This window comes from Vibrio sp. 10N.247.310.23 (assembly GCF_041467155.1).
GTDB classification, from domain to species: domain Bacteria; phylum Pseudomonadota; class Gammaproteobacteria; order Enterobacterales; family Vibrionaceae; genus Vibrio; species Vibrio crassostreae_C.
Genome location: NZ_JBFSTZ010000019.1, coordinates 65,136 through 80,210, shown reverse-complemented (window position 1 = coordinate 80,210; position 15,075 = coordinate 65,136). Strand labels below are relative to the sequence as shown.

Sequence of the window (15,075 nt, the reverse complement as noted above, 5' to 3'; positions counted from 1 at the left end):
AAAGCGATTAAGCTTCGCGTGGAGCACGCCAGTCATCATTACCAGCAGTACCACAGTTTTCGTGAGTAACTTCGATTGCACGGTAAGTCAGCTTAAGTACTTCTTCAGTTACACGATCTGAAGTTGCAGCGTCTTGACAGTGATTCATACGAGTTTGAATATCTACTAGTAGTGCATCAATTAACTTGATTGAGTAGTAGTGCTCTTGCTTACCTTGTACTGAAGTACGGTAAAAACGGATTACACACTCAGGAAGCTTTTCGCCAGACACTAATGCGTTGAATAACAGAGGTGAACAACGGTCTTGTACTTTAGTTACTACTACCGGACGGTGAACACGTTGACCTGTTGGCTGACCACTTTGTGGGTCACGTGGAACTGTTAGTACGTGATCAAGTTCTTGAACTAGGAACTCATCAACGTGAGCTTCTTGCCAAGTGTTACCTACAGAATCTGCAGAGTAAGTATCTTTAGTAATGTGACCTTGAGTTTCACCATTGATAGACATATATGCTGGAGTTGGCATCGATATTTCCTTTTTAAAATTTATAATTCATTAATTCACCAAATCGCTTATCACCGCGACTGATTAAGCTAATACAAACATCATGCCAACTTTATAAAACCAATAAATACAGATAGTTACAATAAATTATCCGTTATAAATATTATATTTAACAACAATTTGTTGTTTAGAAAAACGATTTATTGAACGTGGATACTAATAAATTGAATTTAAAAAACAAAGGCAAAATAACCATCTCGAAGATTAGAAATAAAGTCAAAAAAACTAGCAATTAAATCATAACGCCTAGACTATTTATTATTTTGAACGGGATTTTGAATATTAGTCAGATAAAAAGCCAAAACAAACAATAAAAGTAACCAATAAACAATAGTAAATTCATCACCGAATAAAAAACCAGTTATCAATTTTAGTATAATTGCTGCATCCCATATACATAACTAATAGAACTAAAATGATAAATATAAACCTTTCCTCTTTAATACAACGTCTGCACCCTATTGTAAAAGTCGCTTTAGAGGACGCCGCTGCATTAGCCGTATCGGAAAAAGCCAATGAAGTGCAAATTGAACACTATCTATTAAGCTTATTAGAAAGGCCAAATAGTGATTTTGATATCTTATTAAGTCATTTCGATTGCTCAGAGACCATTTTAAGGCAATCCATTCGTTCGACTTTAGATACCAACACAACAGGCAACGGCAGCAAGCCCGTTTTTTCTTCGCTTTTAATCGAATGGCTTCAAGAAAGTTGGTTGGTCTCATCTTTAGATCTATCCGAAACTCAGATTCGCTCTGGCGCCCTACTTCTTACACTCGTGAGTAACCCACTACGCTATGGTCAGCACGGCTACGCTTCAATCTTAGACGGTGTAAACCCAGATACCTTAAAGCGTAACTTTTCTGAACTCACAACAAACTCTCTAGAATCTTTAGCAACGACATCAGAAAAAACCGACACACGTGAAGATGGTTCGGCATTAAGTAAATTCACCACCGACTTTACCGGCAAAGCAAGAAAGGGCGAGATCGACCCAGTATTCTGCCGTGATCAGGAAATCCGACAAATAATCGACATATTGGCGCGACGCAGAAAAAATAACCCAATCGCCGTAGGTGAGCCGGGAGTTGGTAAAACAGCGGTGGTAGAGGGTCTTGCATTAAAAATTACCGAAGGAGATGTTCCAGACTGCCTCAAAGGTGTTGAACTATACGGCCTAGACATGGGCTTACTTCAAGCAGGAGCGAGTGTAAAAGGTGAGTTTGAAAAACGCCTTAACGCAGTACTAGATGAAGTGAAGAATTCACCGACTCCAATCATTTTATTTATAGATGAAGCTCACACGCTAGTTGGGGGAGGCAATCAAGCTGGAGGCAGCGATGCTGCCAACCTACTTAAACCCGCTCTAGCACGTGGTGAAGTAAAAACAATTGCTGCCACCACATGGTCTGAATACAAGAAATATTTCGAAAAAGATCCAGCTCTGGCGCGCCGTTTCCAACTAGTAAAACTCGATGAGCCATCGGCTAGTCAAGCCGCATTGATCATCCGAGGCTTAAGACCAGCCTATGAAAAGTCACATAACGTATACGTACGTGACGACGCAATCACTGCCGCAGCAAACTTAGCTGATCGTTACATCACTGGACGCCAACTGCCAGATAAAGCAATCGACGTGTTAGATACGGCTTGTGCTCGCGTCAATATTAGTCTTAATGCAACACCGGCACCTGTTGAAACATTACATCAAGAAATTGCAGCTGCGAATCGCGAGCTCGAAGCTCTTGAGCGTGACCAACTGCAGCAAACCGGTGACAAACACAGCGCCGCTTTAATTCCTGATCTAAAAGAGAAGATTGAAAAGGCCACCGAAGAACAAGCTACCCTTCAAGTTCAATGGAAGAAAGAACAATCTCTTATTCAAGAAATCATTGAACTGCGTAGCCATCTTTATAGCCTTACGACTCCTTCGACTGAAGAAGACAGCGCTCCTATAGCTGACAATACGGTTCAAGATGATGACGCACTAACAAGTGACAAACCAAATTGTCATGAATATTCTGAAGAGCAGACTCGCGAAGCTATTCAATCTTGTAACGAACGTTTAGATAACGTGCGCGGTACCAATCCACTCGTTCACTATGAAGTGGGTCCCGACGAAATTAGTCATGTAATTTCTGATTGGACAGGCATCCCTATTGGTAAGATGCTTCAAGATGAGTCGCAAGCAACCTTAAACTTGAAACAAAACCTAATCCAAAACATTAAAGGCCAAGAATTTGCCATTGATGCGCTTGCTGAAGGTATTCAAACCGCAAAAGCGGGATTAGGTAACCCAGAAGCACCAACGGGTGTTTTCTTATTGGTTGGCCCAAGTGGTGTAGGTAAAACAGAAACCGCTCGCGCTATCGCTGATCAGATGTTTGGTGGTGAACGCTTCATGACAACCATCAACATGTCTGAGTTCCAAGAGAAACACACGGTTTCTCGTCTTATTGGTTCTCCTCCTGGCTATGTTGGTTTTGGTGAAGGCGGTATGCTGACCGAAGCAGTTCGTCAGCGCCCTTACTCTGTTGTTCTTTTAGATGAAGTTGAAAAAGCAGATCCAGAAGTACTCAACCTGTTCTACCAAGTGTTCGACAAAGGCACGCTAAATGATGGCGAAGGTCGTACCATCGACTTCAAAAATACACTCATCATCATGACAAGTAACCTTGCGACTCATGAGATTGAGTCTTTAGTTCACCAAGCGAAAGACATTGATGCCAATATCGTCGCTGAAGCCATTCGCCCAACGTTGAATCAACACTTCAAGCCAGCCTTGTTGGCTCGTATGTCCGTGTTGCCATTCCTTCCACTTTCAGACGCAGCAATGACTGATATCATCCATCATAAACTGAAGAAAGTGTCTGAGCGCCTACAAAGCCACCACAAACTGGCACTTTGCTATGGTGATAACTTAGTGGAATTCGTATTAGGCAACTGCCGCCTTGCAGAGACGGGAGCTCGAAATATTGATGCCGTTATTAACCGTCAACTATTGCCGCAGCTTTCGACTCAACTACTGGTGAATGACAAGGATGATTCACATACTCAAATTGAAGTTTCTGTGGACGAGCAAGGAACTCTAACCTATGCGTTCAGCTAACCATAGTGAGCTTAGTAACGCCCTACTTGCGATCAGCCAATCTCTGGCTGATCGCAGCCAGTTAGCTCAAACTTTGGATGCCGTTCTCACAGCAGCAAGGCAAATGACTTTCGCGAAACATGGCATCATTTACGTGCTTGACCAAACCGGTCAAGCCTTGATTCCGAGCACCGCACACCACCATGAAAAAGTCATTGCCTCACATCCTTGGGAGCCTCTGCAGTTAGACACAGTAAGTGAAGCCGACCCATTCAACTTCGCCGTACGTAACGGCGAAGTTGTCTTGATCAATGAGCTATACACTTACAATGGTTATGACTGCGAAGGCATCTATCAAACCGAGCAAACGTTAGGTCTAAAAAGCAACAACTTACTTGCTTGGCCATTGATTGATGATGAAGGCAAAACCATTGGATTATTGGTTTTGCTCGATTTAAGCGTTATCGATAACGAAACCGCACTTACCGAGTTTTGCCGAATGGCGGCAAGTAATATTCGCCATGCCATTTGGTTAGAGCAATATGGACAAGTGATTAAGAGTTTAAGCGCCGATAACCAAGCATTGGTCCGTGAAAATACTCAGCTAAAAAAGCGGACAAAGAAAACCTATCAAGGTCCGATCGCTGAAAGTGAAGAGATGGTCAATGTATTGAGCCGACTTGATAAGGTGCTCTCTCTGCCTGTCGACGTCTTACTTAGAGGCGAGACGGGTGCGGGTAAAGAAGTCATTGCAAAATACATTCACGAAAACTCGAATCGTTCTGACCAAGCATTAATCGTTCAGAACTGTGCCGCAATTCCTGAACAACTTCTGGAATCCGAACTTTTCGGGCACAGAAAGGGCTCATTTACCGGTGCAGACAAGGACAAAGTTGGCTTATTTGAAGCAGCAAACGGTGGTACCCTATTCCTAGATGAAATTGGCGATATGCCAATGCTACTTCAAGCTAAACTGCTACGTGTGCTACAAGAACGTAAAGTTCGCCCTGTAGGCGCCAGCAGAGAGATTGAAGTGGATGTTAGAGTCATTGCTGCGACACACTGTAACTTAATGCAACAGATTAAAGACGGAGGCTTTAGGGCCGATTTGTTCTACCGCTTGAACGTATTTCCCATCACCTTACCACCACTGAGATCCAGACAAGCGGACATTATCCCACTTGCCGAGCACTTTGTTCAGCACACCACGACGATGTTAGGCTTGCCTCAATCACCGGGATTGAGTGCTAATGTGAGAAACCAACTACTTACTTATACCTACCCCGGTAACGTGCGTGAGCTTAAAAACATCATTGAGCGATCGGTTTTATTATCAGATTTCGAAACTATTACTCAGATTGAGTTTGGTGAACAGATCCCTGAAGAGGTAGAACACCGTCAAGTTGTTGCTCCAACTACATCGGCAATTCAAACCACGTTCGAACCTGAACCTCTAGGAGATGACGATGTCGCAGTTGGCCTAAAAGAGGTCGTCAGTCAATATGAACGAACTGTGATTATCGACTGCTTAAACTCTTGTAATTGGCACACGAAACGAGCGGCTGAACAACTATCGCTCCCGTTAAGTACACTCAATCACAAGATGAAGAAATACGATATTTCTGCAGCGGGCTGAGGCAAAGAGAAAACAATTACAACAGAGTGTTCAGTCAGTCCGATAGAAACAAAAAAACCGCCCGAAGGCGGTTTTTTTATATTGATTTTTGTTCCGGAACGCTTACATTCATCGGTTCTTTCACAATCCAATCCTCGATCCACGCTTTTCGTTTCACCGGGTTGTTCGCTAACTCTTTTTGCCAATAGAGAAAAGCTGAATCGTTCATTCGAGAAGCATCGCCTTCAATCTCCATCCAAGGCATCCCTTGCACACTGTATTTTTGACCACCAGGCAAAGACAATTTCTGAGGCTGCTTTATAGGATACTCCCCTACGCCGGGTGCAAGCCCCGTTTGCGATAACGATGATACCGAAATATGCACCGGTAAGAACTCTGCTTTTATCTTGTCTACAATAGGACCAAATGGCCTCAAAGTAGGCACTCGTCGTCCAGTAGGAGAGGTGTATCTAAGCTCAAACTTAACAATATGTAGCGTTCTACGGTCACTAAATGGATCTAGGTATCTATTGGGATCTACATTAACTTTCGACTGAAACTCCTCCACAAAAGCTCCCAACCCAGATGCAAGTTCGGAGTTAGTATCAGTGAAATTGACCTCTTTGATTTCTACTTTTGCATAAGGAGAAGGGACATCTTTCTTATAAGTGTATTCACCAACTTCCAGCAGTGAACCGAAGAAACTTGGCCCTTCAGTCGTGTCTTTTGAAAACATCGACTCTTGCTCTTCAATCGACAAAGATAAACGCATTGGCACCTGATAGTTCTCTCCCATCATACGTCTGTACACATCTTTTTCGCCTCCTTCGGAAAGAAACGCGACATATATAGTAACTGGTTTATCATTAGACCAATCAAGTACAGAGGATTTTGGTGCTCTATCATCGAACCACTCAAAACCACTGCCTTTCGAAACAGCACTAAAGATCGAAACATCACCTTTTAGATACGGTGCAATACCTTCAGATTTTTTAGCAGAAGTACTTTTAACAAACTCTTCGATTAGTAAATCATATTCGTTAATCACTACTTGCCTATTCGCCAGACCGTCGTATAGAACAAGTGGTAAACCATCAACCTCGACTTCTCCATCGTCATTCAGATAACACTGCTTACCATAGGTGTTATTGTCATCGACACCATAGTTAAACTTGAATAACTGCTGTTCAATACCTGCTAGAGACAACGTATTCCCATCAGCAGTGAAATAGTATTGCATTGAGCGAGCTTCTCCACTTTGTTTCCATTTATCGAAGCTTTGCATCTCGTAATTTGAGTATAAAGGCTTAAGACCTGGGATTTCATATTCGCCGAACCAATATGTTGGCTCAAATTCAACACATGTCAGATGCTCTTCAACTGCGTGTTGGTCAAAGTAACTTTTTAGCTTATCGTTGCTCCCGCACAAAGTTAGATCATCCGCTTTTCGCGGCGCCATCAGAACTTCAAAGCTTGGCCCTTTAAAGTCCCAAAGCGACCGTTCACAACAGTATTGCAGCTTTGTCTTGAATATCTTTTTCTTAGATTTAGAGGCATTACTTGATAAAACAATCTGAACCTTAACACGTGTAAAAGGCGTAATTCGATTGGTTTTGTTTGGGGAAATCCACTCGTCAAATGGCTTCCAAGAAATCCCATCCCCTCTACTATCAACTAATAAACGGCTGAAGCCGATATCGTCCGATTTAACAGACTCCACATTGTTATCGAACATGTTTGCGAAATCGTTAAAGCCATTGTCCGCATCCCCCTGATATAGACGGGCTTGTACAGGGAAGCCTTTATTGAACTCCCCTTGAATACGAGCTCTCTTCAACAAAGGTGACAATTGTGGCGAATGTTCATTTTTCCAAGATTGCGCAAAAGCACGGGCAGCACTTGCTCCTGACTTATCATCCCTAACTCGTTGTATCCAATTCTGAGCCATGGTGTTGTAGCTACTTAACGGGGCCTCCCAGTTATCGTTGATAACGTAAACATCGATGTAATCCTTAACTCGATATTCCTCAAGCAGCCCTTGCAACTTAGAAACATTAGGGTTCCAAAGCGAAATTCGAGCAAGCAGTTCCACGAGCCCATTAAGCGCAAGAGCACGGAGTAAAAATCGTTTCTGCAGCTCTTGCACCGTTTCTTTATTCTTCAGATGAGACTCAACTTCATCACGTGTCTTTATCTCACTACGCTCAATCGTTACTTTTAAATCTCTGTACTGTTGAAGAACTCGGATATGGATTTTACCTAACTGGTTTAGTTGGTCGATATTCTGATAACGTCCTTTAAAGTCAGAATAGGCTTTTTCAGTAATGAGCTCGTCCAACACAGATAACCCACAGTCTGCTAGCTCTGCTCCGGACTTTAGATACAAAATACCCGCAGCAAGCGGAGCTAGCGGAGTAAACATCGCAAACCCGCTAAGAGTGGTTAACACCGCCGCGACTTGCGCCTTCTGCGTATCATCTAAGCCAACATCCAATGCTTGCTTCAACTGACGTGCTTTCTCTAATTCCACCATTCCGCTGCGGCTCGGTGGTAAAACAACTTGATAGTTAGGAATAATCAATCGAACTTCAACTCGTCGATCTAAAGCTGCTGGGGCACTGTCTCCGGTCTGTGACATATCGCTCTTGGTACTATCAGCCGTAAGCGGTTGAGTATTTCCATAAGACGCCGTGTAAACCCTTTCTTCCAAGCTAGAGTCAATGGAGGTTATTGCGTTGGTAACAGTTTTTGCACGATTAGCAGCAACAAGATCGTTCGCATCAGAAGAGCCAATCCTACCAGCATGCCCTTCTATCGATACCTTGTAGCTTGGGTTATCTAGCATCAATAGCGACAAGTTCTTACACACTTGTTTAATGTCTGTTCTCAGCTTGCCGTGCTCATTGCCATGTTGCCATTCGTTGAACTTAAAGTTGATATGAATCGCTAACCCTTGGCTGTCCTCAACTATGTGGGCTATCTCCTCACCATCGCTACCATTGATGACGTTTTTAGCATCGTCTAACGCTTGTGCCCATTGTTGATACGCTTTAATAACTGAAATAGATTGAAGGTAACTTTGAGATACAGCATCGAAATCTTCTTTGGCTTCAAGAGGTTTCTTCTCAAGCTCGTTTTCTTTTTGCACCAAATCGTACAAGTCAACTAAGCTAGAGCCAGATTCAAGAATTGGAAATGCTCGGTTCATCTTCTCCATAACGGAGCCATTAAACCATGACCTCGCAAGTCGTGTTGAGTTCTCGCTGAACGTATCCGTGATCAAGCTAGCTTTTATCACATCGAGTTCGCGCTTAATAAAAGAGATGTTCATACCGCTCTTGCGAAACGCCAAGGCTGCCGCTTGATTAAAGTCGAGCCCCTTATTGGCAAATCTTATCGCTTTGGTCAATTCTTTACGGCTTTCTTTAAATGCTGAAAAGCCAAAAGCGAGTGCAACACTGCTGGTCATTAAATCAGGCAATTTCTGATGCTCAATGTCCGACCAGATCCCTTTAGCTACACTGAACATCGTTGCTTTTAGGTTTTCTGAAAATGGATTCCCTCCCATCAGAAAACCTTCAGCCAGACTTTCTGCGTTCTTTTTGATTGCTGAAGCTAAACCGATTGTATTAACACCCGTGCCGCTAAGAGGAACCGATTTACCGGTTTTTGTCATTAACTCGCTGTAATTGGAGGGTAATGCTTGGGGGTACTGATAAAACAAACACTCTTCAAGAGAGATCATGTCGCCGCACACAATAGCGAGTTTTCCGTAACCGCTGATTGATTTAAACGTTACCTTTTCGTTCAATTCGTAGGTATAACAATCCTGATCTGCTACGCCAGTGACTGCTGACAATTTATTCCGTTCAAACCTTAGTCGTCCAGACTGAATAACTTCAGGAAACTTATTTTGAAGACGCTTGTTTTCTTTAAGATAGTCCTGAACAAAGAACTGAACCCTCAGACCGTAGAAACCATCACCCAGCACGATGTGATCATCTTCTGAGGTTGACTCAGAATTCGCAGGTTCAATAACCGAAGGTAGATTAAATGATACAGATGGCAAAGTGTCATTAAATTCTTGCGACTCTTGATCTTCATCATCATAAAAAGGCTGGCTCACGACGCCTCTTTCCAATACGACCTCTGACGTTTCTTGCTGATTGCCAAGTGTGCTGCAATATTTTATTAATGAGACTTCCGCACCTATGTAAATATCGCTGCTAAACACGATACTAACAGTATTAACACTGGGTACAACAAACCCCTCAATAACCTCAACGCCAGATAACTGGATATCTGCATACCACTGGTTGTAGTTTTCTTCTTCTTGAGAAAGGGGCTGCCCATGCTCCTGAATATAAGGCTTTGCAAGTTGTTTTACAGAAATTTTGGTAGGGCTAAACCGTTTCGCTACGTTTCTCCAACTCATCTCCGTATACAGTGATTTCATTGTTTCTTTTAGTTCAACAACAGATGACGATTTTTGCGCTAATTGACCAATTAAATTGGTGGGCGGAAACAACATCTCATAGCTTTGATTAATATCAATCGTTGTGATGGGGCTATTATGGCGAAGAAGTACTTGCTTTTTACTATCTTCAGCTTCACCTAAGTACGATAGGTTACATAGCCTGCCATATTGGTCACTTCCCCAGAACCTAGGCAAAGTTACAGAGTCTTGGGCAAGAGCATCTATTAGTATTGGGGTAAATGGGATAGGCCGAACATTCTTTACTTGATCTACGCTGGTTAAGTCTGACACTGTATTCCAATTACTGAACTCGCTACCCACATCTGTAGCTTCACCTTGAAAATACACACCCAGTAAATACATCGGTTTATCGTAAGTACATACGTCGTCCATTACTCACTCTCCTTAAACCAAAGACCATCATTTACCAAGCCATTGTATAAGCTCATATTAGAGTTAACGCCTATTTCGCCAGTACCCAACGCATACCATTGCCAGCGTCGATGTGTTTCGCGATCGACGACAGTCATACGAGATACGCGGTCATGTGCACTGAATCGAGCATCTTTTCCTAATATCCCTGAACCCACATATTCGGTTTTGTCGTATTTTTTTACAGTTTCATTTTCAATATCAAAAATGAATCTATTCTGATTATTTTGGCCCCAAGCATATCGACCCGTTGGACTCATACCCCGAAATTTCAACCACTCTCTTTGCTGAACCTTACCTGTTGGATTAATACTTATATGTTTCAGAGCATTGTTCGTTAAATCTCGCTTAAACACCCCTGTGTAACTTAGATTCATTATCGTCTTATTTTTCAGGACAGCGTAAGGTCCAACTCCAAAATCAATCGCTTCAATTTCGCCAGTTTCAGAATTCCAACGCGCGTTATCAACATCAAAATTCTGTCCCGGCATGGTATGAAAATATAAATAACGGCTATCCTCTGACCAAACCATGCCAGGAGAGCCACCTCCCATCACTCGCGTTTTTACACCCGTTTGTAAGTCATAAACATACTTGCCAGTTCCCCTATCTATCCAAGCAACATAACGCAAGTTAGGAGAGCGTCGAATAAGTACAATGCCATCAACCTTGGTATCTGGAACCACTAAACGTAAATCTGTACCATCCGTCTTCATGCTCCAAATCTTCAGTTTCACCCTGTCATCATCATCATTGTCCCATGCAAACTGAAAACGCGGCAGATCATAAGAGCTAGCATCGTTAATGTCTTCCTTAGGCCATTCATCTGAATTAAAGACATAGTATTTAGGAAACTGACCCGGCATAGGTTGTATTTCGTCATCGGATACCCAATTCTCATTGGTAACTGCCGATTCCATTACGTAGTAGTTTTGCTCGCCGACATAAACGCGATCTGGGTGTTTTTCTTGCTCTGTTTGCGCAGAACTCGAAATAGGGGAAGCACTCTGTTGAGATTGATCATTACAACCAATGATTGCTAAGCCTAATAACGTTATTAGTAGTGTTTTTTTCATTTTTTAGCCTAATAAATCCGTAACTTTTACTTTTTCGCGCAACTTAAACGTTTCGGGAGTTTCAATCCCTCGTGATGCATGAGCTCCCCTTAAAATATCGACTTCTTTAACCTTTTCAGGCCAGCCACTAAATCGTAAATTGAGATAGCCATCTTCATCGACCTTGGCACAACGAAAATATGCTTTTTGCGACCAACTATGCTCGTCGTTTTGTAACATAAAATAGTCATCGGGTTGATCAGTGGAGCTAAGAACACGATAGCGTAATATGATCTCACTTCCAGGAGGCGGTATATTGACTGCGGCGACATTGCAATCGTTCTGTACATTCACAACCGCCTTCACTTTTTGACTTTCAGAGAGCTCAGGCAAAGCAAAAACGGTTTGTTGAGTAAATTCTTGATTACTGCTGTAGTCTGACGTTTCAGCTAGTGAAACAGCCATCGATTCATAATTGCTTTCTAATTCAGAAATAGCAGCATCACTTAATGCTTGAGATGCGTAATACAGGTAAACGCCTTGGCACTCACCTTTGATTTTGTATGGTATCCAGATGTGAGGTAGCGGATAGCCCAGAACCTCATCACTCAGTGTAGAAGAGGCTTTCATAGGGCTAGGATGTGTCGGAACCATCAATTGCTCATGTTCAAAACCAACGAACTTGATCTCGACCTCCTCTGCGACCAAACTAAACACTCTTGCCTGCTCATTGATGTCTAGTTCGCCGCTAAACACTTCTACTCCATCTTGCAAAATGGTGAACCGTTCAAAAGCAACATTCTCTCCGGGGAACAACGAAGAGCCATCAATATTGACGTGTCTTGTCTCCGTTGTTTTTTTTCGGCTATTGCTCATGTCTACATCAGCAAAATATCCATCATTTGTTACCTGTAGTTCGCGCCAAACTTCCCCATTCCAAATAATGTAAACACGCCCCGACGTGTAGCCATCCCATGAAGAACCCGATTTGTATAGCGGAACTACCGGCACCAACACGTTATCCCACTCTTCCATCTGCGTTTCTTTATCAACGGGCTGCAGGTCTTCGGCGAGTTTAAGCAAAATTGGCTGAGGCTGATCGGAACAAGGGATTTTGATATATAGCGTTTTACGCTCTAATTCAAGATCTTTAAATGTAGCGAGGCTTCGGTGTTTATTTTCTCGATCTGACTTACCTACCGTCACTTTTTCTTTTTGAGTATCGGTAGTTCCTAACATCAGACAGCCAGCATTACTCGACCACTGACCAGCAAACTCAACGACGATTTTATGTTCAGGGGAAGGTTCAACCGGCGAGAAGTTGTAGTGACGAGCCAAAGGTACATCATCGACAACTTGCTGGTAGTTAGCTTTGTGAACGCGCTCTGCAGTACTATTGCTCACCCGATCGACATGTAATTTCAGTCGGGGGAAATTTGCTAGCTGCTTACTCGTTAGTGGACGACGTCTCACATTGGATGAAAGACAAACCCAGTTCGCTTTTACAAGTTCTACTCGAATAGCATTGAGCAGGCTGTGGACATTTTTTTTAGCCGACGCAGTAATCTGCTGAAGCAGAGTGCTTGGTAATTGAGCCAAGATGTCTTTAGGGGTGCGCACGCGCGAAAATAGCCCGACACACTCATCCGGTGTTAAGACATATTGAAGGTCGTTCGTACTGAGAGACGAACTAGATATAAATTTGCAAACTAAGTGCATTTGGATTCTCCACAACCTACAGGTATATATAGTTGCGGTGATAACTAAGCTGATAAGGCTTAAAAAACGATTTGGTTAAATAAATTCTACGCGTAATGGTTATAAATTTCAATAGATTAGAAGGAGTATCGTCAAAAACCATAACACTAGCAATAAAGCTAATTAAACAGGATAAATAGTCATTTCGTCTGACCAACTAAAAAGGCAAATAAATTTGAACGGATGTCACATAACAATCATTTCATTGCGTACTTAAGTAAATACTAACTAGACTAAACACACATATCTGGTGGAAGCATTTCATCGATTTAGAAGGTTATATTGAGCATTTTCTCATCTGTAAAAGAGAAAAAAAGTGGGAATAAATTCCCACATAAACTTAGCCAATATAAATAGGATTTATTTTGGAACACTAAATTGGCTTAAAAGGGTGGTACTAAAGTACCAAAATGCAGAACACCACATCAAATAACGATGTGATATAAACACTATATATATTATGCATTTAATATCAAGATGGCACTTTTATAGGGATAACACCAAAAACTACCATGCAAAATATCTATACAATTGCCATTCTGATTACATCACCAGTTATATTGGTTATCTGACTGAAAATATGACTAAATAATGAAATAGGAAAAACAAAATAATTTTAATTTCAATGACTCAGCATCACTAAGCTAATCAATATTGGGCACTGGTATACAATAATTTTCTTAATAAAATTGAGGGTAATAAAAATGATTAAGTCCACTGTGCATAATCAAATTCCTACAACCTGAGATACATTTGCAAAAAAGGTCTGCCGAATAGGCAGACCTTTGTCTAATCTTCCATATAACGATTAGCGTTACGCTGCTAGTTTTGTGCCCTTGTCGTAAATAAGCAGTTGTCGTAATAAACTTGGCACTACGACCACTGCAGCGTTCACATCCTTATTTAATGTAAATGTAGATTCAACCAAAGTAGCATCGGCTCCAAGTGCATTGGCACCATGTAGTGACACCGTCACAGACCCACCTTCGATTGGATCAAGAGTCAGTTCATATTGCCAAACTCCGTTTTCACTAACCAGCACCTCAGCATCTGAAACTTTAACTCCCCCACTGTCTGTGACACTTAGGCTCAACTTATCACCTTCAGAAAAACGAACCGTAGTACCATCGAGAATCAATGTGGGTGACTCTGATTCGTTAACATCGTTACCGCTGTTGATCGCAGAGATGCTAATAGTTGGCGTAATCGGCAGCGAATGTGTGCTGTCTTGCGCCCCCACGTTACCCAATAAGTCTTGGTAATCTTTCACCACCAAATCCACCGTCAAATCAGACGACGTCGCGACTAATACATCGACATTGCCCGTCCGCACTCTGCGTCAGCGAGATGACCGTACCACCTAACTCGGCACTGGCCGCTTGCAGCGCTTTATCGAACTTAAGACTGACCGATACGCTCTGACCTATCGCTTGGTGTTTTGGGTTAAACGTCACGCTCGTTAACGTCGGTACCGCTTGCGCGAGCGTAAAGCTTGCGCTTTCGCTTACTTGCACGCCTGCAGCGTTGGTGTCCGTCACAATAACGGTGTAGCTGCCGTTCGGTTGATCGCTGATATCCACCGTACTGCTCCAAGCCCCACCGCTTGCTACGGTCGTAACGCCATTTTTCAATACCGTCTCATTGTCTTGCGCTTTCACTGCCAGGCGAAGCTCTTGACCATCAAAACGGGTCGAGGTGCCTGAGAAGGCCAAGTTCGCGGCATTGCTGCCGTCCACACTGCCCACCGGTGTGATGTCCAACGTTGGCGTGATAGGCAGCGAGTGTGTGCTGTCTTGCGTGCCCACATTACCCACTAGGTCTTTGTATTGCTCTGTAATCAAAGCCACTGTTAATTCATTAGTATCAGGCACTCGAGCGTTACCCTTCCAAACTTTCTTATCAGCCGTAGCAGTTAGTGAGTTGATTTGATTACCACCAAGCATGGCCGTTACTTCTTGTAATTCCTTATCAAATTCAAGGGCTACTTGTACATCTTTGCCTACTTGCTGATGCATTGGATCAAATGTCACGCTAGACAGGGTTGGTAACACACCCTCAATCCCCAAAACCAAACTATCCCCTGTA

General features: G+C 42.6%; 7 protein-coding genes and 2 pseudogenes. 3 read left to right on the top strand and 6 right to left on the bottom strand.

All coding sequences use genetic code 11. The features are described from left to right. Positions 1-7: 7 nt before the first annotated feature. Positions 8-526 (bottom strand): Hcp family type VI secretion system effector, encoded by a 519-nt coding sequence (locus AB6D93_RS15335; RefSeq protein WP_012600867.1) that lies wholly within the window; start codon positions 524-526, stop codon positions 8-10. A 454-nt stretch (positions 527-980) separates the two neighbouring features. On the opposite strand from AB6D93_RS15335, the gene tssH reads away from it, so the two are divergent. The 3 genes and pseudogenes from tssH to AB6D93_RS15320 form a co-directional block, all read left to right on the top strand. After that, positions 981-3,674, top strand: a complete 2,694-nt coding sequence (gene tssH, locus AB6D93_RS15330; protein WP_102333576.1) for a type VI secretion system ATPase TssH — start codon at positions 981-983, stop codon at positions 3,672-3,674. Further along, positions 3,661-5,041 (top strand): annotated as a pseudogene (locus tag AB6D93_RS15325) (sigma 54-interacting transcriptional regulator); the annotation flags it as partial. The gene tssH and the pseudogene AB6D93_RS15325, both read left to right, overlap by 14 nt. 83 nt (positions 5,042-5,124) lie before the next feature. Further along, positions 5,125-5,289, top strand: a pseudogene (locus tag AB6D93_RS15320) (helix-turn-helix domain-containing protein); the annotation flags it as partial. 76 nt (positions 5,290-5,365) lie between these two features. Here the strand turns inward: AB6D93_RS15320 and AB6D93_RS15315 are convergent. The 5 genes from AB6D93_RS15315 to AB6D93_RS15295 form a co-directional block, all read right to left on the bottom strand. Continuing rightward, positions 5,366-10,138: an OmpA family protein gene (locus AB6D93_RS15315; RefSeq protein WP_102333574.1), complete on the bottom strand. Its 4,773-nt coding sequence runs from the start codon at positions 10,136-10,138 to the stop codon at positions 5,366-5,368. Then, positions 10,138-11,253 (bottom strand): hypothetical protein, encoded by a 1,116-nt coding sequence (locus AB6D93_RS15310; RefSeq protein ID WP_102333573.1) that lies wholly within the window; start codon positions 11,251-11,253, stop codon positions 10,138-10,140. The genes AB6D93_RS15315 and AB6D93_RS15310 overlap by 1 nt, the downstream gene beginning before the upstream one ends. A 3-nt stretch (positions 11,254-11,256) precedes the next feature. Next, positions 11,257-12,951 (bottom strand): hypothetical protein, encoded by a 1,695-nt coding sequence (locus tag AB6D93_RS15305; protein ID WP_102333572.1) that lies wholly within the window; start codon positions 12,949-12,951, stop codon positions 11,257-11,259. Between the two features lie 853 nt (positions 12,952-13,804). Next, complete coding sequence (locus AB6D93_RS15300; RefSeq protein ID WP_240799509.1) at positions 13,805-14,323, bottom strand: hypothetical protein; 519 nt, start codon at positions 14,321-14,323, stop codon at positions 13,805-13,807. Further along, complete coding sequence (locus AB6D93_RS15295) at positions 14,280-15,041, bottom strand: hypothetical protein (RefSeq protein ID WP_240799510.1); 762 nt, start codon at positions 15,039-15,041, stop codon at positions 14,280-14,282. The genes AB6D93_RS15300 and AB6D93_RS15295 overlap by 44 nt, the downstream gene beginning before the upstream one ends. Positions 15,042-15,075: the final 34 nt, after the last annotated feature.